Here is a 21,865-nt window from a genome sequence, read left to right as displayed (position 1 = left end):
GGTGTTTTGGTTTGTGTTTGTTTTTTTTTTTTTGGTGGGGGGGCGAGGGCGGGGGGGGGGGGGGGGGCCCCCCCCCCCCCCCCCCCCCCCCCCCCCCCCCCCCCCACCGGGCCCGCCCACCCACGCATCGCCAGGGGAGCGCATGAGCGAGAACGAGACGGCCACCGGGGTCCCGGTGCAGGAGGTCGCGGCCGGCACCACGGCCGGCGACAGGGTCGGCGACGGCGACCTGTCGCGGCAGCTGGCCGAGCGGACCGAGGACCTGCAGCGGGTCACGGCCGAGTACGCCAACTACCGGCGGCGGGTCGACCGCGACCGCGCGCTGGTGGTCGACCAGGCGGCCGAGCGGTTCGCCGCCCAGCTGTTCCCGATCGTCGACGACATCGAGCGGGCCCGGGACCACGGCGACCTGACCGGCGCCTTCAAGGTCGTGGCCGACCGCGTCCTGGGGCTGCTCGACGGCCTGGGCGTCGAGGCCTTCGGCGTCGCCGGCGACCCGTTCGACCCGGCGCTGCACGAGGCCGTCCTGCACGACACGTCCGACGACGTGAGCGTGCCGACGGCGACGACGGTCCTGCGGCAGGGTTTCCGCCGCGGCGACCGGGTGCTGCGCACGGCGATGGTCGCGGTGAGCGACCCGTCCGGCGCCGCGGCCGCTCCCGCGGACCCGGCCACCGTGGACGCGGCCGCCGACGGTGCGCCGGGGGAGACCCCGGCCGCCGGGTGAGGGCTGCCGGCCGGTAGCGGAGACGCGAGGAGAGGAGGCGCCCGATGAGCACTCGGGACTTCATCGAGAAGGACTACTACAAGGCGCTGGGCGTCTCCCAGAACGCCGACGCCGCGGAGATCAAGAAGGCCTACCGGAAGCTGGCCCGCGACCTGCACCCGGACAAGAACCCCGGCAACGCCGACGCCGAGGCCCGGTTCAAGGACGTCTCCGAGGCCTACGACGTGCTCTCCGACCCCAAGCGGCGGAGCGAGTACGACGAGGCCCGGCGGTTGTTCGGGTCCGGCGGTGCCGGTGCCCGGGCCGGCTTCCCCGGTGGCTTCCCCGGCGCCGGAGGCGGCCAGCCCTTCGACCTCGGCGACCTGTTCGGGGCCGCGGGCAACGCCGGGCGGGCCGGGGCCGGAGGGCTCGGCGACCTGTTCGGCAACCTCTTCGGCGGCGGCGGGACGGCGGCCGGCTCGGCCCGGGCGCGCTCGCAGGCGGCGTCCGGGCCGGCCCGCGGCCAGGACGTCGAGACCGAGGCGACGCTGTCGTTCGACGAGGCCGTCCTCGGCGTGACCGTGCCGCTGCGGATGCAGAGCCCGGGCACCTGCCCCACCTGCGCCGGCAGCGGCGCGAAGCCGGGTACCAGCCCGCACACCTGCGAGGTCTGCGGCGGCGCCGGCGTCACCAGCCGCAGCCAGGGCGCGTTCGCCTTCTCCGAGCCGTGCCGGAACTGCCGCGGCACCGGCCAGGTGGTCGATGACCCGTGCCCCACCTGCGCGGGCAACGGCGTCACCACCCAGACCCGCACGATCACCGTGCGGATCCCGGCCGGCGTCCGGGACGGTCAGCGCATCCGGCTCGCCGGCAAGGGCGCACCCGGACGGCGCGGCGGCCCGGCCGGCGACCTGTTCGTCGTGGTGCACGTCAGCGAGCACGAGCTGTTCGGCCGGAAGGGCGACGACCTCACCCTGACCGTGCCGATCACCTTCCCCGAGGCGGTGCTCGGTACGACGCTCACCGTGCCCACCCTGGAGGGCAACGTCACCCTCAAGGTGCCCGCCGGCACCGCGAGCGGGCGCACGCTGCGGGTCCGGGGCCGGGGCGTCCCGGGGCGCGGCCGGTCCGGTGACCTGCTGGTCACCGTCGAGGTGGCCGTGCCGCAGCGGCTCTCGGGCGAGGCCGAGCGGGCGGTGAAGACCCTCGACGCCGAGCTCGGCGACCCGCGCCCGCAGATCACCGCGGCCGCGCAGGCCCGCAGTGCCGAGCGGGGGAGCACCCGGTGAGCGCGCCGCACGCCGAGGAGCGCGAGCGCCGCGACGGCGCCCGCGCCGTCGCCGACGACGCGCCGGTCTTCGTGATCTCCGTGGCCGCCCAGCTGGCCGGCATGCACGCCCAGACGCTGCGCCAGTACGACCGGCTGGGTCTGGTGACCCCCGGCCGCACGCCCGGCGGCGGGCGGCGCTACAGCCCCCGCGACGTCGCGCTGCTGCGGGAGGTCCAGCGCCTGTCCCAGGAGGACGGCGTCAACCTCGCCGGCATCAAGCGGATCATCGACCTGGAGTCCCAGGTCGAGGCCCTGCAGCAGCGGGTGCACGAGCTGATCGGCGAGCTCGAGGAGGCCGAGCGCCGCCGGGCGGCCGCCGAGGCCGCGGTGCACGGTTCCTTCGCCGGCTCCTACACCCGGGCCGACCTCGTCCCGATCCGGCAGGCCACCTCCGCGCTGGTCGTCTGGCGGCCCCGGGAGACCCGGTGAGCGGGAACCCCGCGCGGGGCGCCGTCGTCGAGGGGGACGTGGGCGACACCGGCGCGGCGCAGCACGAGTCCTTCGTGCGGCTGGAACGCGAGATCGGCCTGCTCCTGCGCCGCTCCCGCGCCATCTCCGCCCGGCTGGCCCGCGAGCTGCACTCCGACCTGGACGGCGCGGCCTACGGCCTGCTGGCCCTGCTCGCCGACACCGGCCCGCTGCGCGCGAGCGACCTGGTCGCCCGGCTCGGCCTGGACAAGAGCACGGTGAGCCGGCAGGTGGCGTCGCTGGTGGCGCTCGGGATGGTCGACCGCGAGCCCGACCCGGGCGACGGCCGGGCCCAGGTGCTGCGCCCGTCGGCCGAGGGCGCCGAGCGGCTGTCCCGCATCCGCGATGCGCGCCGCGCGCGCTGGGAGGCCGACCTCTCCGGCTGGCCCGCCGACGACGTCGCCACCCTCGCCGAGCTGCTGGCCCGGCTCAACCGGCTGGGCGAGGCCCGCGAGGAGCAGAGCGCGACCGGCCTCTGACCCCGGCCCGACGACCCGCCCGACGGCGCCCGGACCACACGGTCCGGGCGCCGTCGGCTCGGTGCAGCTCAGGACTCCAGCGCGGCGTCCAGGGTGATCTCGTCGACGCCCGCGAGGGCCTTGCTCACCGGGCAGCCGACCTTGGCCGCCTGGGCCGCATTCTCGAAGCCGTCGGCGTCGAGGCCGTCGACCTCACCGCGGACGGTCAGCGCGATCCGCGTGATGTGCGGCGCGCCGTCCTTCTGGCCCAGCGTCACGTCGGCGCTGATCTCCAGGGACTGCGGGGTGCCCCCCGCCTTGCCGATCTCGTTGGACAGCGCCATCGCGAAGCAGGCCGAGTGCGCCGCGGCGACGAGCTCCTCCGGGCTGGTCGTGCCGCCGGCGTCGTCGGCCGCGCGCTTGGGGAAGTTGACCTCGAAGGTGCCGACCTTCGAACTGGACAGCTCGACCTGACCCGAGCCCTGCTGGAGGGTGCCGTTCCAGGCGGTGCGTGCGGTACGGGTGGGCATGACGGCCTTCCGGGACGGGGGTGCCGGCGGCTCTGGCCGGCGTCGGACCCAGCGCCCCTACCCCGGCGGACGGCGAGCGACCCGCCGGACCGTCAGCTCCCGCGGGGCGCCTCGGTGACCCGGCTGGTGAGCACGTTGAGCGTCTGCTTGAGGTCGGAGAACTGGTCGGCGTCGAGCCGGAGCGCGCAGATCATGTCCTGCGAGATGGCGTACGCCCGGTCGCGCAGCGCCCGGCCGGCGTCGGTGAGGGCGATGGCCACCGAGCGCTCGTCCTCCACGCGACGGTGACGGGTGACCAGGCCGGCCGCGGTCAGCCGCTTGAGCAGCGGGGACAGCGTGCCGCTGTCGAGAGCCAGCCGCTGGCCGAGCTGGCCGACGGTCTGCTGGTCCTCCTCCCAGAGCAGCATCATGACCAGGTACTGCGGATAGGTGAGGCCGAGTTCCTCGAGCATCGGCCGGTACCGGGCCGTCATCGCTCGCGACGCCGCGTAGAGCGCGAAGCACAGCTGGTCGTCCAGAGCGACGCTCGGGGACGGGAGGCGGTCCCCCACGCTCGTCTGTTCCATGCTCCGAGTGTAGGGACACATAGGTCGCGCGGCATGAGGTTGTGACCGGTCCGCGGCTCTCCGGCACGACGACCCGGACACCGGACTTGAGCGGAACAGACTCAACCTCTCGGCCGTTGCACAGCTCGACACGCCGATCCGCCGGGAGCCGTCCCGGCGACTCCGCCGAGAGGACGATCCGCAGCCACCATGGAGAGCAAGCTGACCACCCGTTCGCAGGAGGCGTTCGCGGCCGCCCAGCGGCTGGCGGTCGACCGCGGGCAGGCCGCCCTCGAGCCCCTGCACCTGCTCGTCGCCCTGCTGCAGCAGACCGACGGCATCGCCGGCCCCCTGCTGTCCGCGGTCGGGGCCGACCCGTCCGAGGTGCGCGCCAAGGCCGAGGCCGCGCTGCGCCGCTTGCCGAGTGTCAGCGGCGCCACCGTCGCGGCTCCCTCGCCCTCGCGCGAGCTGCTGCGGGTGGTCAACGCCGCGGGGGAGCAGGCCAGCGCGCTGGGCGACGAGTACGTCTCCACCGAGCACCTGCTGGTCGGCCTGGCCGGCTCCGAGGGCGAGGCCGGATCGGTGCTCACCAGCGCCGGTGCCACCCGCGACGCGTTGCTGGCGGCGTTCCGGACCGTCCGCGGCAACCGCAAGGTCACCACCGCCGACCCGGAGAGCACGTTCCAGGCGCTGGAGAAGTACGCCGTCGACCTCACCGAGCGCGCGCGGGACGGCAAGATCGACCCGGTCATCGGCCGTGACACCGAGATCCGCCGTGTCGTCCAGGTGCTCTCGCGGCGCACCAAGAACAACCCGGTCCTCATCGGCGAGCCCGGCGTCGGCAAGACCGCGATCGTCGAGGGCCTGGCCCAGCGGATCGTGGCCGGCGACGTCCCGGAGAGCCTCAAGGGCAAGCGGCTGATGGCGCTGGACCTGGCCAGCATGGTCGCCGGCGCCAAGTACCGCGGCGAGTTCGAGGAGCGGCTCAAGGCCGTCCTGCACGAGATCGCCGAGTCCGAGGGCGAGGTCGTCACCTTCATCGACGAGCTGCACACCATCGTCGGCGCCGGGGCCACCGGCGACTCGGCCATGGACGCCGGCAACATGATCAAGCCGATGCTCGCCCGCGGTGAGCTGCGCATGGTCGGCGCCACGACCCTCGACGAGTACCGCGAGCACATCGAGAAGGACCCCGCCCTGGAGCGCCGCTTCCAGCAGGTGTTCGTCGGCGAACCCTCGGTCGAGGACACCATCGGCATCCTGCGCGGCCTCAAGGAGCGCTACGAGGTCCACCACGGTGTGCGCATCACCGACGGCGCGATCGTCGCCGCCGCCACGTTGTCGGACCGGTATGTCACGGCCCGCTTCCTGCCGGACAAGGCCATCGACCTGGTCGACGAGGCCGCCAGCCGGCTGCGCATGGAGATCGACAGCCGGCCGGTCGAGGTCGACGAGGTCGAGCGCGCCGTGCGCCGCATGGAGATCGAGGAGATGGCGCTGGCCAAGGAGGAGGACCCCTCCTCGCAGGACCGGCTGGCCGCCCTCCGGGCCGACCTGGCCGACCGGCGCCAGCAGCTCGACGAGCTGACCGCCCGGTGGCAGCAGGACAAGTCGGCGATCGAGCGGATCCAGCGGATCAAGGAGGAGCTGGAGACGGTCCGCACCGAGGCCGAGCGCGCCGAGCGCGACGGCGCCCTCGCCCGCGCCGCGGAGCTGCGCTACGGCCGGCTGCCGGAGCTGGAGCGCTCGCTGGCCGCGGCCGAGGAGTCGGTGCAGACCGGTGAGTCGATGCTCAAGGAGGAGGTCGGCCCCGACGACATCGCCGAGGTCGTGCAGGCCTGGACCGGCATCCCCGCCGGCCGGCTGCTCGAGGGCGAGACGGCGAAGCTGCTGCGGATGGAGGAGGAGCTCGGCCGGCGGGTCGTCGGTCAGCCCGACGCCGTCCGGGCGGTGTCCGACGCCGTCCGCCGCGCCCGGTCGGGCATCGCCGACCCCGACCGGCCCACCGGGTCCTTCCTCTTCCTCGGTCCCACCGGCGTCGGCAAGACCGAGCTGGCCAAGGCGCTGGCGGAGTTCCTGTTCGACGACGAGCGGGCGATGGTCCGCATCGACATGAGCGAGTACTCCGAGAAGCACTCGGTGGCCCGGCTCGTCGGTGCCCCTCCGGGCTACGTCGGCTACGAGGCCGGCGGCCAGCTCACCGAGGCGGTCCGGCGGCGGCCCTACACCGTCGTGCTGCTCGACGAGGTCGAGAAGGCCCACCCCGACGTCTTCGACGTGCTGCTGCAGGTGCTCGACGACGGCCGGCTCACCGACGGGCAGGGGCGGACGGTCGACTTCCGCAACACCATCCTGATCCTGACGTCGAACCTCGGCTCCCAGGTCATCGCCGACCAGTCGCTGCCCGAGGAGGCGCGGCGCGCGGCGGTCATGGACGTCGTCCGGTCGCACTTCAAGCCGGAGTTCCTCAACCGCCTCGACGACGTCGTGGTGTTCCGGGCGCTGGGCAGCGAGGAGCTGGCCGGGATCGTCGACATCCAGGTGGGCGTGCTCGCCCGCCGGCTGGCTGCGCGCCGGCTGACGCTGACCGTCACCGACGCCGCCCGCGAGTGGCTGGCGCTCAACGGGTTCGACCCCGTCTACGGCGCCCGCCCGCTGCGGCGGCTGGTGCAGTCGGCGATCGGTGACCCGCTGGCCCGGGCGCTGCTGTCCGGCGAGATCCGCGACGGCGACGGCGTCGTCGTCGACTGGGCGGTCGACCTGGCCGGGGCCGAGGCCGACACCGGGCTGACCGTCGCCCGCGCCTGACGACGGACGGAGCCGTGTCACCGGGCCCGCCGTCCTCCCTCCGGGGAGGGCGGCGGGCCTGTCGCGTCCCGGGTGCTGGTCCGGCGTCGGCCGGTCGACCATCATGCCGCGAGCACCGACACAGAGGAGACGCACCGCGATGACCGCAGGACAGGGCCCGGGACCGCAGGGCTGGGAGCCACCCCCGGGCCAGCCGCCGCACGGCCAGACCCCCTACGGCCAGACTCCCTACGGCCAGGCGCCGTACGGGCAGGATCCCTACGGCGGCTACGGCTCGGCACCGGCCGCGCCGGACTCGTGGGGCGCCCCGGCGCCGGTCGAGCGACCCCAGGCGGTCAAGCTGGGCATCGGCGCGTGGCTGACCAGCACCCTGCTGGGCGTCCTCGGCGCGATCGTGACCTTCGCCCAGTTCGACCAGCTCGTCGACCAGGCCCTGATCGACCAGGGGCTCGACCCGGCCGACTACAGCGACCTCGGCGACGCCACCACCGCCGGGGTGGTGACCCTCGGCATCGTCTTCACGCTGGTCTTCGTGGGGCTGCAGCTGCTGTTCATCTGGTTCGCCTGGCAGGGCCGCAACTGGGCCCGGATCGTGCTGTGGGTCCTCGGCGGGCTCGCAGTCCTCTCGGGCCTGGTCGGGCTGGCCGGCGGGGCGGTCGGCACCAGCGGCCTGCTCACCACGCTGTCGCTGATCCAGACCGTGCTCATCGTCGTGGGGATCGTCGCGCTGGCGGCCAGGCCGGCCAACGAGTGGTACCGCTACCGCCGCTGGGCCCGCGCGAGCGGCCGCTGACCTCCGGCGCCGGGCCCGTCCGCTCCCCCGGCCGGGGAGCGGACGGGTCCGGCGACGTGCACACCCGACGGACGGAGGCCGGCGCGTGACCGCAGCGCACGGGCGACCCGTCACCCGATCGTGACCGGCCCGGCTGAACCGCCGGCCGGCTCTCCCCGAACCCCGGGCGTGACCACCACCGAGCGGGCCCCCGCGCCGGCCGCCGGACCGCACGGGGCCCCGGCCCCGGCCGGCCGCGGTCCGCGCCGCCTGCTCGCCGCGCTCGCCGGCCTGCTGGCGGCAGCCGTGGCGCTCGGCGCCGCCGAGCTGGTCGCGGGGCTCGTCGGACCGGGGTCCTCACCCGTCGTCGCGGTCGGCGACACGGTCATCACGCTCGCCCCTGAACCGGTCAAGCGGTTCGCCGTCACGACCTTCGGCGAGCACGACAAGGTCGCGCTCGTCGTCGGCACGCTGGTGGTCGTCGCGCTGTGGGCGCTGCTCGTCGGGCGGGTCTCGCTCCGGTCGCGCCGGGCCGGGGTCGCCGGGATCGCGCTGTTCGGCGTCCTGGGTGCGGTGGCCGCCGTCAGCCGCCCGTCCGGTGGCGGGCTCGACGCCCTGCCCTCGCTGGCGGGCGCCCTCGCCGGTACCGCCGCCCTCCTGCTGCTGGTCGCCCCGTTGAGCGGGTCGGCCGGTGGACGGTCCGCCGACGACGACGTCGTCGAGCGCCTGCGCGGGGCGCTCGCCATGGCCGACCGCAAGGGCGCCGGCATGGACCGCCGCCGCTTCGTCGTCGCCGGTGGCGTCGCGCTCGGGGCGGCCGCGGTCACCGGAGGCGGTGGCCGGCTGCTGCAGCGCCGCTTCGACGTGAGCGACGACCGCGGTGGGCTCAGCCTGCCGGCGCCGTCGTCCCCCGCACCGGAGCTGCCCCGGGGCGCGGATCTCGCCGAGCGGGTCGGGGGCCTCACCCCGCTGTTCACGCCCGTCCGCGACTTCTACCGGGTCGACACCGCGATCACCGTCCCGCAGATCCGCCCGGCCGGCTACCGGCTGACCCTCTCCGGGATGGTCGACGCGCCGCGCAGCTACACCCTGGCCGACCTGTTCGACCGCGACGACGTCATCGAGCGCGACGTCACGCTCACCTGCGTCTCCAACGAGGTCGGCGGCGGGCTGGCCGGCACCGCCCGCTGGACCGGCGTCCCGCTGGGCGCCCTGCTCCGCGAGAACGGCGTCTCCGCCGGCTCCGACCAGCTCGTGTGCCGGTCGTCGGACGGGATGACGATCGGCGCCCCGACCCGTGCGGCCCTCGAGGTGGAGAACGCGATGCTCGCCTTCGGGATGAACGGCGAGCCGCTGCCGGTGGAGCACGGCTTCCCCCTGCGGATGCTCATCCCGGGCCTCTACGGCTACGTCTCGGCGTGCAAGTGGTTGACCTCGATCGAGGCGACGACCTTCGGTGCCTTCGACGCCTACTGGGTGCGGCGCGGCTGGGCGGCCGAGGGTCCGGTCAAGGTCGCCTCGCGGATCGACACCCCGGCCCCGCTGCGGCAGTTCCCCGCCGGCCGGCGGCCGATCGCCGGAGTGGCGTGGGCCCAGACCCGCGGCATCGCCCGGGTCGAGGTGCGGATCGACGACGGCGAGTGGCGGGAGGCCGAGCTGGCCCCGCAGGCCGGCGTCGACGTGTGGCGGCAGTGGGTGCTGCCCCACGACTTCGCCCCCGGCTCCTACCAGCTCACCGTCCGCGCCACCACGGCCGACGGCGAGGTGCAGTCCGCGGACCGCGCCCGGCCCTTCCCGAACGGGGCCAGCGGCCTGCACTCCATCCGGGTGATCGCCAGGTAGCGCTCCCCGCCCCGCCGGCCGCCGCCGGCCGGGCACACCACCCCAGAGCCCGTCTCGGCCGCCCGGCCGCAGACGCCTCTCCCGACCCCTCGACCGGGTCGGGAGGGACCACCGTGGGGGCCACCCGGTCCCCCGACGGACGAGCACGACGACCGAGGAGCATCTGACCCGTGACGAAGAACCGCCTGACCCGCGGCCTCCTGCTGGCCACCGCCTCCGCCCTCGCCGTCACCCTGAGCGCGTGCAGCTCGGACGACGCCGGCGCCACCGACAGCTCCGCCTCCGGCGACAGCCCGGCCGCCGAGGAGAGCAGCCCGTCGGCGGAGGGATCGGGGGCGACGGAGAGCAGCCCGGCGGCCGAGCCCGCCGCGGACGAGCCGTTCGGCGCCGGCTGCTCGTCGGTGCCGGCCGACGGCGAGGGCAGCTTCGCCGGCATGACCGACGACCCGGTCGCCGTCGCCGCCAGCAACAACCCGGTGCTGTCGACGCTGGTGCAGGCGGCCGTCCAGGCGAACCTCGTCGACACGCTGAACACGACTCCGGACGTCACCGTCATCGCCCCGGCCAACCCGGCGTTCGAGGCGGTCCCGGCCGACCAGCTGCAGGCGGTGCTGGCCGACAACGCCGCGCTCACCCAGCTCCTCACCCACCACGTCATCCCGGGCCGGCTCGCGCCCGACCAGCTCGCCGGCACCCACACCACCGTCGCCGGCGACGAGGTGACCATCGAGGGCTCGGGCGAGGCGTTCACCATCGCCCAGACCGTCACCGGCACCCCGGCGTCGGTGGTCTGCGGCGACGTGCAGACGGCCAACGCGACCGTCTACGTCGTCGACCAGGTGCTCGCGCCCACCACCTGAGGCCGCCGTCCGGCCACCGTCCCGGTCGGGCGGCCGCCTCGGCGTCCCCGGCGCCCCGGCGGCCGCCCTCCTAGGGTCGCGACCATGAACCGACCGGCCGCCTCCCCCGACCGCGACCGCCTACTCGAGCTGATCGTCGACCTCGCCGTCGTCCGCGGACGGGTCACCCTGTCCTCGGGGCAGGAGGCCGACTGGTACATCGACATGCGCCGGCTCACCCTCCACCACGAGGGCGCCCCGCTGGTCGGCCGCGTGATGCGCCAGCTGACCGGCGACCTGCGCTACGACGTCGTCGGGGGGCTCACCCTGGGCGCCGACCCGGTGGCGACGGCGATGCTGCACGCCGCGGCCGACGGGGAGGGGTTCCTCGACGCGTGCGTGGTGCGCAAGTCCGGGAAGGCGCACGGGATGCAGCGCCGGATCGAGGGCCCCGACGTCGCCGGGCGGGCGGTGCTCGTCGTCGAGGACGTCTCCACCACCGGCAGCAGCCCGCTGGCCGCCGTCGAGGCGCTGCAGGAGGCCGGCGCGGAGGTGATCGCCGTCGCGGTCGTCGTCGACCGGGGCGGGCGGGCAGCCGTGGAGGCCGCGGGCCTGGAGTACCGCGCCGCCTACGAGCTCGCCGACCTCGGGCTGGGCTGAACCGGCGTGGGCTGAGCCGGCGTGGGCTGAGCCGGCGTGGGCTGAACCGGCGTGGAACCGGCGTCCTCCCTCACCGCCGGGCGTCCTCCCTCACCGCCCACCGTGGGGGAGGACGCCCGACGATCAGGTCACCTGATCCCGGCACCGGGCGCCGTACCGTGTGAGGGTGACCACACTCGCCACCGCCTGGGTCGACGAGCTCACCGCCGCGCTGGGGGCCGGCGGCGTCCGCACCGACCCCGACGTCACCGCCGCCTACGCCCGCGACCAGGCGATGCTGGCCGAGGCCGGCACGCCCGCCGCCGTCGTCTTCCCCCGCCGCACCGAGGACGTCGCCGCGGTCATGCGGATCGCCTCCCGGCACGGCGTCCCCGTCGTCCCGCGCGGTGCGGGTTCGGGGCTGGCCGGGGCGAGCAACGCCGTCGACGGCGCGATCACGATGGTCATGACCCGCATGGACGCCGTCCTCGAGGTCTCACCGGCCGACCGCCTGGCCGTCGTGCAGCCCGGCGTGGTCAACAAGGCGCTGCGCGACGCCGTCGCCGGGTCCGGGCTGTTCTACCCGCCCGACCCGTCGAGCTACGACTGGTGCACGATCGGCGGCAACCTCTCCACCAACTCCGGCGGCCTGTGCTGCGTCAAGTACGGCGTCACCACCGACTACGTGCTCGGCCTGGAGGTCGTGCTCGCCGACGGGCAGGTGCTGCGCACCGGACGGCGCACGGTGAAGGGCGTGGCCGGCTACGACTTGGCCCGGCTGTTCGTCGGGTCGGAGGGCACCCTCGGCGTCATCACCGAGGCCACGCTGGCGCTGCGCCCGGCGCCGCAGCGGCCGGTGACGCTGGTGGCCACCTTCGCCACCACCGCGCAGACCGGCGAGGTGGTCGAGCGCGTGGTCACCTCCGGGTTGGTGCCCAGCCTGCTCGAGGTCATGGACAACACCTGCATCTGCGCGGTCGACGACCTGCTGCGCGCCGACCTCGACCGCGACGCGCACGCCCTGCTCGTGGCGCAGTCGGACTCCGGGGGAGCGGCCGCGGTCGCCGAGATCGAGGCGCTGGCGGAGGTGTGCCGGGAGGCCGGAGCGCAGCTGGTGCACACCACCGACGACCCCGCCGAGGGCGACCTGCTGCTCGCCGCCCGGCGCATGGCGCTGCCCGCGCTCGAGCAGCTGGGCACCACCCTCATCGACGACGTCGCCGTCCCCCGCTCGCGGATCGCGGCCTTCCTCGACGGGTGCGACGGGATCGCCGTGCGGCGCGGGCTGACCATCGGCGTCGTCGGGCACGCCGGCGACGGCAACATGCACCCGACCATCTGCTTCGACCCGGCCGACCCCGACCAGCGCGCGCGGGCCTTCGCCGCCTTCGACGACATCCTCGACCTCGGACTGTCCCTGGGCGGCACGGTGACCGGCGAGCACGGCATCGGCTCGCTCAAGGTCGAGTGGCTCGAGCGGGAGGTCGGCGCGGTCTCCCTCGACGTGCACCGGCGCATCAAGGACGCCCTCGACCCGGCCGGCCTGCTCAACCCCGGCAAGGTGCTGCGCCGCCGCGGCTGAGGAGCCCGCCCGCTGTCGGCGCACCGGACGCGGGCGCGATACTGACCGCCGACCGACGCCCGTTCGACGAGGAGTGCCCGGATGCCCATCGCGACCCCCGAGGTCTACGCCGACATGATCAGCCGGGCGAAGGAGGGCGGCTTCGCCTACCCGGCGATCAACTGCACCTCGTCCGAGACGATCAACGCCGCGCTGCGCGGGTTCGCCGACGCCGGCAGCGACGGGATCATCCAGTTCTCCACCGGCGGCGCCGAGTTCGGCTCGGGCACCCGGGTCAAGGACATGGTCACCGGCGCGGTGGCGCTGGCCGAGTTCGCGCACGTCGTCGCCGAGAAGTACCCGGTCAACGTCGCGCTGCACACCGACCACTGCCCCAAGGACAAGCTCGACGCCTACGTCCGGCCGCTGGTCGCGCTGTCGAAGGACCGGGTCGACGCCGGCCAGGCGCCGCTGTTCCAGTCGCACATGTGGGACGGCTCGGCGATCGACCTCGAGGAGAACCTCCACATCGCCGAGGAGCTCATCGACAAGTGCGCCGCGGCGAAGATCGTCCTCGAGCTGGAGATCGGCGTCGTCGGCGGCGAGGAGGACGGCGTCGCGCACGACATCAACGAGAAGCTCTACACCGCCCCCGGCGACTTCGTGTCCACCGCCAAGGCCCTCGGCCTCGGCGAGCGCGGCGTCTACCTGCTCGCGGCCACCTTCGGCAACGTGCACGGCGTCTACAAGCCCGGCAACGTCAAGCTGCGGCCGGAGATCCTCGAGCAGGGCCAGGAGGTCGTCTCGCAGGAGCTCGGCCTGCCCGAGGGCAGCAAGCCGTTCAACTTCGTCTTCCACGGCGGCTCGGGCTCGCTGCAGTCGGAGATCCGCGAGGCGCTGTCCTACGGCGTGGTGAAGATGAACGTCGACACCGACACCCAGTACGCCTTCACCCGGCCGATCGCCGGGCACGTGTTCAGCAACTACGACGGCGTGCTCAAGATCGACGGCGAGGTGGGCAACAAGAAGGCCTACGACCCGCGGTCCTACATGAAGCTCGCCGAGACGGGCATGGCCGCCCGCGTGGTCACCGCGTGCGAGGACCTGCTGTCGGCCGGCCAGTCCCAGGGCGCCTGACCGTGACGCACTCCCACCAGAACCTGCTCGGCGAGCCGCCGGCCACGCTGCTGCCCGGCGACCCCGACGCCGAGGCCGCACTGGCGGCCGGCACCGACCCCGCCGAGGTGGCCGCCGGTCACCCGCGGGCCAGCGCGGCGTGGGCCGCGCTGGCCGAGGCGGCGCTCGACGGCGGCCGCACCATCGAGGCCTACGCCTACGCCCGCACCGGCTACCACCGCGGCCTCGACGCGCTGCGCAAGAACGGCTGGAGGGGCCACGGCCCGGTGCCGTGGTCGCACGAGCCCAACCGGGGGTTCCTGCGCTGCGTCACGGTGCTGGCCCGGGCGGCCGAGGCGATCGGCGAGGTCGACGAGCAGGAGCGCTGCACCCAGCTGCTGCGCGACTGCGACCCGAGCCTCGCCCCCTGACGCCCCCGCCGCCGCGCTGACCGACGGTCACCGCGGCTCACCCGTCCGGACGGTCCCGGGCGCTCACCAGGCGGAACGCCCGGTCCGGGAGCACACTGCGTCACCACGCGTCCATCGGGGACGCGCACACGTGGAGGTGCTCCGTGGCGACACTGCTCTGGATCCTCGCCGTCGTCCTCGTCATCGCCGGCGTCCTCGCGATCATCCGAGGACAGCTGCTGTGGGGGATCGTGCTCATCGTCGTCGGGCTGCTGGTGGGCCCCGGCGGGGTGAGCGTCTTCGCCTGACCGACCCCGGGCTCGGGGGCCGCGGGGTCAGCGGTCCCCGAGCTCGGGGTGCAGTTCCTGCAGGCGGGCGGTGAGGGCGGTCAGCTCCTCGCCGCCGGCCATCAGCCGGGTGAGGTCGTCGGCGTCGACGTCGGCGTGGGTGAGGTCGCCGGCCACCTGGCCGCGGGCCAGCAGCAGGAAGCGGTCGCCCACGAGGTGCGCGTAGCGCGGGTTGTGCGTCACCAGCACGACGGCCAGCCCCCGCGCCCGGGCGCCGAGCACCGCCTGCCCGACCAGCGTGTGCTGCGCGGTGGTCATCGGCTCGGTGGGCTCGTCGAGCACCAGCGCCCGGGAGCCGTGGTGCACCGCGCGGGCGATGGCGAGGCTCTGCCGGGCGCCGGCCTGCAGCGAGTTGACCGGCTGGTCGGGGTCGATGCCGGTGACCCCGATGCGCTCGAACGCCCGCACGGCGGTCTCGCGCGCGGCGTCGACGTCGAGACGGCGCAGCGGCCACCGCCCGCGGGTCGGCTCGGCGCCCAGGCACAGGTTGCGCCACACCGACAGCAGCGGCGCGACCGCGAGGTCCTGCCACACCGTGGCGATGCCGGCCTCCCGCGCCGCCCGCGGGCTGCCGAAGCGCACCGGGACGCCGTCGAGGAGCAGCTCGCCGTCGTCGTGCCGGCGCAGCCCGGACAGCACCGCCACCAGCGTCGACTTCCCGGAGCCGTTCTCCCCGAGGACGCAGGTGATCCGGCCGCCTTCGAGCGCCACGTCCACCCGGTCGAGCGCGGGCACGCCGCCGTAGCGGACCGACAGCCGGCGCAGCTCCAGGACCGGGGGCGTGGTCACGACCGCGGCGCGGCCCGCAGCCGGCCGCGCACCACCCCTCCGACGACGAGGGCGACGAGCAGCAGCACACCGAGCAGGACCTGCGACCAGCGCGGGTCCCAGCCCGACAGCTCCACCCCGCGCCGGGCGACGGCGTAGACCAGCGCGCCGACCGCCGCGCCGGCCATCGAGCCGTAGCCGCCGGTGAGCAGGCACCCGCCGATCACGGCCACCACCACGAAGTCGATGGCGGTGACCAGCGCCGGGGTCGCCGCGACGCTGGCGACCGGGACGAGGGCGAGCGTGCCCAGCAACCAGCCCGCGCCCGCGGTGAGGAGGTAGAGCACCAGCGTCGTCCGCCGGACCGGGACGCCGAGCTCGCGCGCCGCCCGGCGGGAGCCGCCCATCGCCAGCACGTCGTTGCCGAAGCGGGTGCGCCACAGCAGCCAGCCGGCGAGGGCGGTCACGCCCAGCCACCAGAGGAGCGAGACGGGGAACACCCCGCCGCCGACCTCCACGGTCGACCCGAACAGCGCCGACGCCGAGGACCACCCCGGCGCCTCGTCCAGGCCGGTGATCCGCGGGCCGCCGACGACCAGGGGCAGGGCCGACACCGTCGTCCCCTGCAGCACCAGCGCCGTCGCCAGGGTGACCAGGAAGCTCGGCAGCCCGGTGGCCACCACCAGCCAGCCGTTGACCAGCCCGACGCCGAGCGCCGCGGCCAGCGACGCGGTCAGCGCGGACCAGATGCCCCACTCCATCGGGCCGGCGAGCACCCCGGTGAGGACGGCGCTGCCGACCGTGACCGTGCCGATCGACACGTCGAAGTGCCCGCCGACCAGGAGCAGCCCCACCGTCACCCCGCCGATGCCCAGCAGCGCGGCGGCGTCGAGGACGCCGGCCAGGCCCTCCGGGGTCAGCAGGTCGGGCACGCACAGCCCGAAGACGACGACGACGGCCACGAGGCCGAGCACCGCGGCGATGCTCGGCCGGGCCAGCACGCGCTCGGCCACCGGACGGCGCGGCGGAGCGACGCGGGTGAACGGCAGGCGGTCGACGGTCACCGGGTCACCGGGCAAGGGCGCAGCGGGGCCTCCTCGGGCTGGGGCCTCCCCAGTGTCCACGACGACGCCGCGGAGGGCCGCCCGCAACGGGACCTGCTCGCTAGGGGTGCAGCCGCCAGCGCACCCGGTCGTCGGCGTACCAGGTCCAGCGGGTGACCGGCCGCGGGAAGGGCACGCCGTCGCGGGTGACCAGGGCGGGGTCGCTGGCCAGCTGCAGCGCCCGGCCGGTGCTGCGCCGCGGCGGGCGCATCAGCTGGGGGGAGACGACGACGCGGATCGTGTCGACCGCGCGCCAGTCGGGCCGGACGTCGATGCGCGCCACCATCCCGTCGGCCACCCGCGCGTCGTCGTGGTGGGCCTGCACGCCCAGCCGCGCGGACAGCGGCAGGCGCCCCCTCTCCGCCGGCTCATAGCGCCCGTGCTGCAGCAGCACCCCGCCGTGGTCGTCGCGCACCAGCGACAGCTCCCGTTCCCCGCCGGAGCCGACGCCCAGGTCGCGCGCCAGCCCCCGGGACGCGGGGTCGTCGGCCGGCTCCCACGACACCGGCGCCTCGGCGGTGCGGCCCGCCCGGTGCAGCGCGGCCAGCACCGCCGACAGCGCCGCGACCGGCCCGCGCACCAGCAGCGCGCCGGCCTCGGCCGCGCCGGCGACGGCGGCGCGCTCCGGGGCCTGCCCGGGGCCGAGACCGCGCAGGTCGAACTCGACGAGGGACATGCCGATACCCTGCCACCTGCCAGCCGGTCGACCGCCGGTGACGAGTCCCAGGGAGACGACAGCGAGATGCCGGCAGTCGTGCTGATCGGTGCCCAGTGGGGCGACGAGGGCAAGGGCAAGGCCACCGACCTCCTCGGCGGGCGCGTGCCCTACGTGGTGCGCTACCAGGGCGGCAACAACGCCGGCCACACCGTCATCACCCCCGACGGCGAGCGCTACGCGCTGCACCTGATCCCGTCGGGCATCCTCACGCCCGGCTGCACCCCGGTGATCGGCAACGGCGTCGTCGTCGACCCGCAGGTGCTCATCGGCGAGCTGGCCGGGCTCGAGCAGCGCGGCGTCAACACCTCGCGGCTGGTCATCTCGGCCGACGCGCACCTGATCATGCCGCACCACCGGGCGCTGGACCGGGTCACCGAGCGGTTCCTCGGCAAGCGCAAGATCGGCACCACCGGCCGCGGCATCGGCCCGGCCTACGGCGACAAGGTGGCCCGCACCGGCATCCGGGTGGCCGACCTGCTCGACCTGTCGATCCTGCGACAGAAGCTCGAGGGCACCCTGGTCGAGAAGAACCAGGTGCTGGTCAAGGTCTACAACCGCAAGGCCATCGACGTCGACGAGGTGGTCGAGGAGTACGCCGGCTACGCCGAGCAGCTGCGCGAGCGCATCGCCGACACCCGGCTGATGCTGGCCGACGCCCTCGACGCCGGGCAGTGGGTGCTGCTGGAGGGCTCGCAGGGCACGCTGCTCGACGTCGACCACGGCACATATCCGTTCGTCACGTCGTCGAACCCGACTGCAGGCGGGGCGGCCACCGGCAGCGGGATCGGCCCCACCCGCATCTCCCGGGTGGTCGGCATCCTCAAGGCCTACACGACGCGGGTGGGCTCGGGCCCGTTCCCGACCGAGCTGTTCGACGCCAACGGCGACCACCTGCGCACGGTCGGCGGCGAGGTGGGCGTCACCACCGGCCGCGACCGCCGCTGCGGCTGGTTCGACGCCGTCGTCGCCCGGTACGCCAGCCGGGTCAACGGCATCACCGACTACTTCCTCACCAAGCTCGACGTGCTCTCGGGGCTGCCGACGGTGCCCATCTGCGTCGCCTACGACGTCGACGGCGTCCGGCACGAGGAGATGCCGATGACCCAGACCGGCTTCCACCACGCGCAGCCGGTCTACGAGGAGATGCCGGGCTGGACCGAGGACCTCCGGCACTGCCGCACCTTCGACGAGCTGCCGGCCAATGCGCAGACCTACGTGCGCCGGCTCGAGGAGCTCTCCGGCGCGCGGATCAGCGTCATCGGCGTGGGGCCCGGCCGCGACGAGAACGTCGTCGTCCACGACCTGCTCGACTGAGCCGCCACGATCAGGTGACCTGATCGTCGGGCGTCCTACCCGACGTCCCACCGTGAGGGAGGACGCCGCACGGCGAGGGAGGACGCCGCACGATCAGGTGACCTGATCATCGGCGAGCCGCCTGACGTCCCGCTACGCGGCGGGGACGGCGGACCGCTCGAGCTCGGCGCGGGCGGCGACGACGACGTCGGGGTTGTCGGTGATGACGCCGTCGACACCGAGCGCCAGCAGCAGGCGGGCGGCCGACAGCGCGTCGCCCGCGGCGGCGGGGTCCTCGCCGCTGCGCAGCTGGCGGGGGAGGAAGGCGTTCTCCGCGGCCAGCGTCCACGGCACCACCCGCAGCCCGGCCGAGTGCGCCCGGCCCACCAGGTCGGAGACGCCGGTCAGCGACCCCTGCTCGTCACGCAGCAGCAGCCGGTCGATGCACGGCGCGATGCCCTGGGCGTAGGTGGAGACCGCCCGCAGGCCGGCGTTGGTGACCAGGTGGTCGTCGCAGGCGGCGTCGTCGACCAGCTGGAACATCGTCGGGCCGTCGTCGCCGAGGTCGGCCCGCAGCCGCCGCAGCGCGCCGGCGTCGAAGGACTGCAGGACCACCGGCCCGTCCGGGGAGGCGGCGTCCAGGCGGCGCAGCTCGGCGGCGACCAGCTCGGCCATCGGCTGGCCGTGCTCGGCCGACCAGGTGGGCTTCTTCAGCTCGGCGAGCACGCGCACCTGCCGCTGCGGGGTGGACCGGCGGCGGACCAGCTCGACGATCTCCTCGAGCGTCACGATGCCGAACCGGCCGTCGTAGGCGGTGTTGAGCGGGCGCAGGTCCGGCCGCCGCTCGACGGCGCGCAGGGTGCGCAGCTCCTCCAGCGTGAAGTCCTCGGCGAACCAGCCGGTGCGCCGCTTGCGGCCGACCCGCCGGGTGGTGCGGCGGTCGGCGAACTCCGGCCGGGTGGCGACGTCGGTGGTGCGCGAGAGCTCGTTCTCGTGCCGCGCGACCAGCGCGCCGTCCCTCGAGACGACGATGTCGGGCTCGATGTAGTCGGCGCCCATGTCGATGGCCAGCTCGTAGCTGGCGAGGGTGTGCTCCGGGCGGTACGCACAGGCACCGCGGTGTCCCACGACGACGGGACGGGGGGACCGGGCCGCTGCGGGAGTCGCGAGCGACTCGGTCGCGTGCATGCCATCCACAACACCGGATCGAGGTGTCGGGATGGCGAACACCGGCTGGCGAGTCGCTGAGAAATCGGAAGACGCCGCGCTGACCTGCGCGGGACCATCCGCTGCGTGACGCATCTCTCAGGGATCGGCTGGTCCCCCGCGCTCCTCGAGCACCTCCCCGAGGGGACCTCCCCCGGTCGGGTGAGTCGGGTCGACCGGGGCCGGCTCTCCGTCCTGACCGCCGACGGCGAGCGGCGGGTGCACCTCGCCGCCGCGCTGCACGACCCCGACGGCGTCGCCTCGCCGGCGGTGGGCGACTGGGTGGCGCTGCGCGGCGAGCTCGCCGTCGCCGTGCTGCCGCGCCGGTCGGCGTTCACCCGCACCGTCGCGGGTCGCACGTCCGCGGCGCAGGTCGTGGCGGCCAACCTCGACCTGGTGCTCGTGGTCGACGCCCTGGCCGGGCCGACCCGCGCGCGGCGGGTGGAGCGCTACCTCGCCGTCGCGTGGGGGAGCGGCGCGACGCCGGTCGTCGTCCTCACCAAGGCCGACCTGTGCGACGACGTCCCGGCCGCGGTGGCCGCGGTGGCCGAGGACGCCGTCGGAGTCGAGGTGCTCGCCGTCAGCGCGCGCACCGGCGAGGGGCTCGACGCGGTGCGCGCGCTGCTCGCGGACGGACGGACGGCGGCCATGGTCGGCCCGTCGGGGGTCGGGAAGTCCTCGCTGGCCAACGCGCTGGCCGGCCGCGAGGTGGCGCCGACGCAGGACGTGCGGGAGGCCGACGGCCGCGGCCGGCACACCACCACCTCCCGCGAGCTGCACCTGCTGCCCGGCGGCGGGCTGCTCGTCGACACCCCCGGCATGCGGGAGCTGGGCCTCTACGACGACGAGGGCGTCGACACCGCCTACGCCGACGTCGCCGAGCTGGCGCTGCACTGCCGGTTCCGCGACTGCGCGCACCGCACCGAGCCCGGCTGCGCGGTCGCGGCGGCCATCGACGACGGCCGGCTCGACCCCGCCCGGCTGCTCGGCTGGCGCAAGCTCCAAGCGGAGGCCCGCCGTCAGGAGCTGCGGGCCGACGCCCGCGCCCGGGCCGCCGAGCACGCCCGAGTCAAGGCACTGCACCGCGCGTACCGCGCGCAGCCGAACCGGGTGCGATGACCCCGCCTGGGTAGGGTCGCCGTCCGTGCGCGTGCTCGTCGTCGGCTCCGGAGCCCGGGAGCACGCCCTGTGCGTCGCTCTGTCGTCCGATCCCGCGGTCACCGCGCTGGCCTGCGCGCCGGGCAACGCCGGCACGGCGCGGATCGCCGAGCCGGCGCCCCTCGACGTCGCCGACCCCGTCGCGGTCGCGGCGCTGGCCACCGGGTGGGGCGCCGACCTCGTCGTCGTCGGTCCCGAGGTGCCGCTGGTGGCCGGTGCCGCCGACGCCGTCCGCGAGGCGGGGATCGCCTGCTTCGGCCCGTCGGCGCAGGCCGCGCAGATCGAGGGCAGCAAGTCCTTCGCCAAGCACGTCATGGCCGCCGCCGGCGTGCCGACCGCCCGGGCGTGGCCGGTGGGCGGGCCGGCCGAGCTGGAGACCGCGCTGGACGAGGCCGGCCCGCCGTACGTGGTGAAGGACGACGGGCTGGCCGCCGGCAAGGGCGTCGTCGTCACCGCCGACCGCGACGCCGCCGTCGCCCACGGGCGCCGCGTGCTCGATGCCGGGGGTGCGGTGCTGGTCGAGGAGTACCTCGACGGCCCGGAGGTGTCGCTGTTCGCGGTGACCGACGGGACGACCGTCGTGCCGCTCGTCCCGGCCCAGGACCACAAGCGCCGCGACGACGGCGACGCCGGCCCCAACACCGGCGGGATGGGCGCCTACGCACCGCTGCCCTGGGCGCCGGCCGGGCTGGTCGACGGGGTGCTGGCCACCGTGCTGCAGCCGACGGTCGACGAGATGCGCCGCCGGGGCGAGCCGTTCAGCGGGCTGCTCTACGCCGGGCTGGCGCTGACCTCCCGCGGCGTGCGGGTGGTCGAGTTCAACGCCCGCTTCGGCGACCCGGAGACCCAGGTGGTGCTGCCGCTGCTGGAGACGCCGCTGGGCGGGCTGCTGCACGCCGCGGCCACCGGCACGCTCGCCGACCACCCGCCGCTGCGCTGGCGTCCCGGTGCCGCGGTCACCGTCGTCGTCGCCGCGCCCGGCTATCCGGAGGCGCCGCGTACCGGCGACCCGGTCACGGGCGCCGACGGCGAGGGCGTGCTGCACGCCGGCACCGCCGTGGACGCCGGGGGGACGGTCCGCTCGGCCGGCGGTCGGGTGCTCGCGGTGACCGCGACCGGGCCCGACCTGGCTGCGGCGCGGCAGGCGGCCTACGAGCGCGTGGCCGCCGTCCGCCTGGCCGGCGCGCACTGGCGCACCGACATCGCGCTGGCTGCCGTCGAGGGCTGGATCACCCTCCCGTAGCCGCC

The 21,865-nt window shown here is 75.3% G+C and carries 22 protein-coding genes; 16 read left to right on the top strand and 6 right to left on the bottom strand.

What is annotated here, in order from left to right; all coding sequences use genetic code 11:
• Nucleotides 1–142: 142 nt before the first annotated feature.
• The 4 genes from grpE to ACI79O_RS19430 are packed head-to-tail and all read left to right on the top strand — an operon-like array spanning nt 143 to nt 2,983.
• Nucleotides 143–727 carry a nucleotide exchange factor GrpE gene (grpE, locus tag ACI79O_RS19445; protein WP_456878071.1) on the top strand — a complete coding sequence of 195 codons (585 nt, stop codon included), beginning with the start codon at nt 143–145 and terminating at the stop codon, nt 725–727.
• 44 nt (nt 728–771) lie between these two features.
• Nucleotides 772–1,995, top strand: a complete 1,224-nt coding sequence (gene dnaJ, locus ACI79O_RS19440; RefSeq protein ID WP_456893485.1) for a molecular chaperone DnaJ — start codon at nt 772–774, stop codon at nt 1,993–1,995.
• Nucleotides 1,992–2,465, top strand: coding sequence for a heat shock protein transcriptional repressor HspR (locus tag ACI79O_RS19435; protein ID WP_456893487.1), 474 nt, complete (start codon nt 1,992–1,994; stop codon nt 2,463–2,465). The genes dnaJ and ACI79O_RS19435 overlap by 4 nt, the downstream gene beginning before the upstream one ends.
• Nucleotides 2,462–2,983, top strand: a complete 522-nt coding sequence (locus tag ACI79O_RS19430) for a MarR family winged helix-turn-helix transcriptional regulator (protein ID WP_456893489.1) — start codon at nt 2,462–2,464, stop codon at nt 2,981–2,983. Before ACI79O_RS19435 ends, ACI79O_RS19430 begins: the two co-directional genes overlap by 4 nt.
• A 68-nt stretch (nt 2,984–3,051) precedes the next feature.
• On the opposite strand, the gene ACI79O_RS19425 is transcribed toward ACI79O_RS19430, so the two are convergent.
• Nucleotides 3,052–3,492: an OsmC family peroxiredoxin gene (locus ACI79O_RS19425; RefSeq protein WP_456893249.1), complete on the bottom strand. Its 441-nt coding sequence runs from the start codon at nt 3,490–3,492 to the stop codon at nt 3,052–3,054.
• Between the two features lie 92 nt (nt 3,493–3,584).
• Entirely contained in the window at nt 3,585–4,058 is a 474-nt protein-coding gene (locus ACI79O_RS19420) for a MarR family winged helix-turn-helix transcriptional regulator (RefSeq protein ID WP_456893251.1), read from the bottom strand.
• Between the two features lie 189 nt (nt 4,059–4,247).
• Here ACI79O_RS19420 and clpB point away from each other — a divergent pair, with 189 nt between their 5' ends.
• The 9 genes from clpB (at nt 4,248) to ACI79O_RS19375 (ending at nt 14,332) form a co-directional block, all read left to right on the top strand.
• A complete protein-coding gene (gene clpB / locus ACI79O_RS19415) occupies nt 4,248–6,845 on the top strand; it encodes an ATP-dependent chaperone ClpB (protein WP_456893253.1) in 2,598 nt (865 codons plus the stop codon).
• A gap of 139 nt (nt 6,846–6,984) precedes the next feature.
• Nucleotides 6,985–7,638, top strand: a complete 654-nt coding sequence (locus ACI79O_RS19410) for a hypothetical protein (protein WP_456893255.1) — start codon at nt 6,985–6,987, stop codon at nt 7,636–7,638.
• Nucleotides 7,639–7,806: 168 nt separating this feature from the next.
• Nucleotides 7,807–9,459, top strand: coding sequence for a molybdopterin-dependent oxidoreductase (locus ACI79O_RS19405; protein WP_456893257.1), 1,653 nt, complete (start codon nt 7,807–7,809; stop codon nt 9,457–9,459).
• Between the two features lie 170 nt (nt 9,460–9,629).
• Nucleotides 9,630–10,319, top strand: a complete 690-nt coding sequence (locus tag ACI79O_RS19400; protein WP_456893259.1) for a fasciclin domain-containing protein — start codon at nt 9,630–9,632, stop codon at nt 10,317–10,319.
• A gap of 84 nt (nt 10,320–10,403) precedes the next feature.
• Nucleotides 10,404–10,958 (top strand): orotate phosphoribosyltransferase, encoded by a 555-nt coding sequence (gene pyrE, locus ACI79O_RS19395; RefSeq protein ID WP_456893261.1) that lies wholly within the window; start codon nt 10,404–10,406, stop codon nt 10,956–10,958.
• Between the two features lie 166 nt (nt 10,959–11,124).
• Nucleotides 11,125–12,519 carry an FAD-binding oxidoreductase gene (locus ACI79O_RS19390; RefSeq protein WP_456893263.1) on the top strand — a complete coding sequence of 465 codons (1,395 nt, stop codon included), beginning with the start codon at nt 11,125–11,127 and terminating at the stop codon, nt 12,517–12,519.
• 81 nt (nt 12,520–12,600) lie between these two features.
• Nucleotides 12,601–13,635 carry a class II fructose-bisphosphate aldolase gene (gene fbaA / locus ACI79O_RS19385; protein WP_456893265.1) on the top strand — a complete coding sequence of 345 codons (1,035 nt, stop codon included), beginning with the start codon at nt 12,601–12,603 and terminating at the stop codon, nt 13,633–13,635.
• A gap of 2 nt (nt 13,636–13,637) precedes the next feature.
• Nucleotides 13,638–14,045, top strand: a complete 408-nt coding sequence (locus tag ACI79O_RS19380) for a DUF3151 domain-containing protein (protein WP_456893267.1) — start codon at nt 13,638–13,640, stop codon at nt 14,043–14,045.
• Between the two features lie 143 nt (nt 14,046–14,188).
• Entirely contained in the window at nt 14,189–14,332 is a 144-nt protein-coding gene (locus ACI79O_RS19375) for a GPGG-motif small membrane protein (protein WP_456877858.1), read from the top strand.
• Nucleotides 14,333–14,359: 27 nt separating this feature from the next.
• On the opposite strand, the gene ACI79O_RS19370 is transcribed toward ACI79O_RS19375, so the two are convergent.
• The 3 genes from ACI79O_RS19370 to ACI79O_RS19360 all read right to left on the bottom strand — a co-directional run bounded on the left by ACI79O_RS19370 (nt 14,360) and on the right by ACI79O_RS19360 (nt 16,918).
• Nucleotides 14,360–15,160: an ATP-binding cassette domain-containing protein gene (locus ACI79O_RS19370; protein WP_456893269.1), complete on the bottom strand. Its 801-nt coding sequence runs from the start codon at nt 15,158–15,160 to the stop codon at nt 14,360–14,362.
• Entirely contained in the window at nt 15,157–16,203 is a 1,047-nt protein-coding gene (locus tag ACI79O_RS19365) for an ABC transporter permease (RefSeq protein WP_456893271.1), read from the bottom strand. Before ACI79O_RS19365 ends, ACI79O_RS19370 begins: the two co-directional genes overlap by 4 nt.
• A 100-nt stretch (nt 16,204–16,303) precedes the next feature.
• On the bottom strand, nt 16,304–16,918 hold the full coding sequence (locus tag ACI79O_RS19360; RefSeq protein ID WP_456893273.1) for a hypothetical protein: 615 nt from the start codon (nt 16,916–16,918) through the stop codon (nt 16,304–16,306).
• 66 nt (nt 16,919–16,984) lie between these two features.
• Between ACI79O_RS19360 and ACI79O_RS19355 the strand changes: the two genes are divergently transcribed.
• Nucleotides 16,985–18,274, top strand: coding sequence for an adenylosuccinate synthase (locus tag ACI79O_RS19355; protein ID WP_456893275.1), 1,290 nt, complete (start codon nt 16,985–16,987; stop codon nt 18,272–18,274).
• A gap of 132 nt (nt 18,275–18,406) precedes the next feature.
• Here ACI79O_RS19355 and ACI79O_RS19350 read toward each other — a convergent pair whose 3' ends face one another.
• A complete protein-coding gene (locus tag ACI79O_RS19350; RefSeq protein ID WP_456914949.1) occupies nt 18,407–19,381 on the bottom strand; it encodes a glycerophosphodiester phosphodiesterase family protein in 975 nt (324 codons plus the stop codon).
• Nucleotides 19,382–19,546: 165 nt separating this feature from the next.
• On the opposite strand from ACI79O_RS19350, the gene rsgA reads away from it, so the two are divergent.
• Nucleotides 19,547–20,578 (top strand): ribosome small subunit-dependent GTPase A, encoded by a 1,032-nt coding sequence (gene rsgA / locus ACI79O_RS19345; protein WP_456914948.1) that lies wholly within the window; start codon nt 19,547–19,549, stop codon nt 20,576–20,578.
• A 25-nt stretch (nt 20,579–20,603) separates the two neighbouring features.
• Nucleotides 20,604–21,860, top strand: coding sequence for a phosphoribosylamine--glycine ligase (gene purD / locus ACI79O_RS19340; RefSeq protein WP_456914947.1), 1,257 nt, complete (start codon nt 20,604–20,606; stop codon nt 21,858–21,860).
• Nucleotides 21,861–21,865 lie beyond the last annotated feature (5 nt).

Source organism: Geodermatophilus sp. SYSU D00696, assembly GCF_054050235.1.
The sequence above is the reverse complement of the archived record's forward strand: the minus strand, read 5'-3'. Positions and strand labels throughout refer to the sequence as shown.

Bases quoted from the DNA above. Each gene is read 5' to 3' on its own strand.
- grpE (WP_456878071.1), top strand. From the start codon at position 143: ATGAGCGAGAACGAGACGGCCACCGGGGTCCCGGTGCAGGAGGTCGCG.
- dnaJ (WP_456893485.1), top strand. From the start codon at position 772: ATGAGCACTCGGGACTTCATCGAGAAGGACTACTACAAGGCGCTGGGC.
- ACI79O_RS19425 (WP_456893249.1), bottom strand. From the start codon at position 3,492: ATGCCCACCCGTACCGCACGCACCGCCTGGAACGGCACCCTCCAGCAG.
- ACI79O_RS19420 (WP_456893251.1), bottom strand. From the start codon at position 4,058: ATGGAACAGACGAGCGTGGGGGACCGCCTCCCGTCCCCGAGCGTCGCT.
- clpB (WP_456893253.1), top strand. From the start codon at position 4,248: ATGGAGAGCAAGCTGACCACCCGTTCGCAGGAGGCGTTCGCGGCCGCC.
- ACI79O_RS19410 (WP_456893255.1), top strand. From the start codon at position 6,985: ATGACCGCAGGACAGGGCCCGGGACCGCAGGGCTGGGAGCCACCCCCG.
- pyrE (WP_456893261.1), top strand. From the start codon at position 10,404: ATGAACCGACCGGCCGCCTCCCCCGACCGCGACCGCCTACTCGAGCTG.
- fbaA (WP_456893265.1), top strand. From the start codon at position 12,601: ATGCCCATCGCGACCCCCGAGGTCTACGCCGACATGATCAGCCGGGCG.
- ACI79O_RS19360 (WP_456893273.1), bottom strand. From the start codon at position 16,918: ATGTCCCTCGTCGAGTTCGACCTGCGCGGTCTCGGCCCCGGGCAGGCC.
- ACI79O_RS19355 (WP_456893275.1), top strand. From the start codon at position 16,985: ATGCCGGCAGTCGTGCTGATCGGTGCCCAGTGGGGCGACGAGGGCAAG.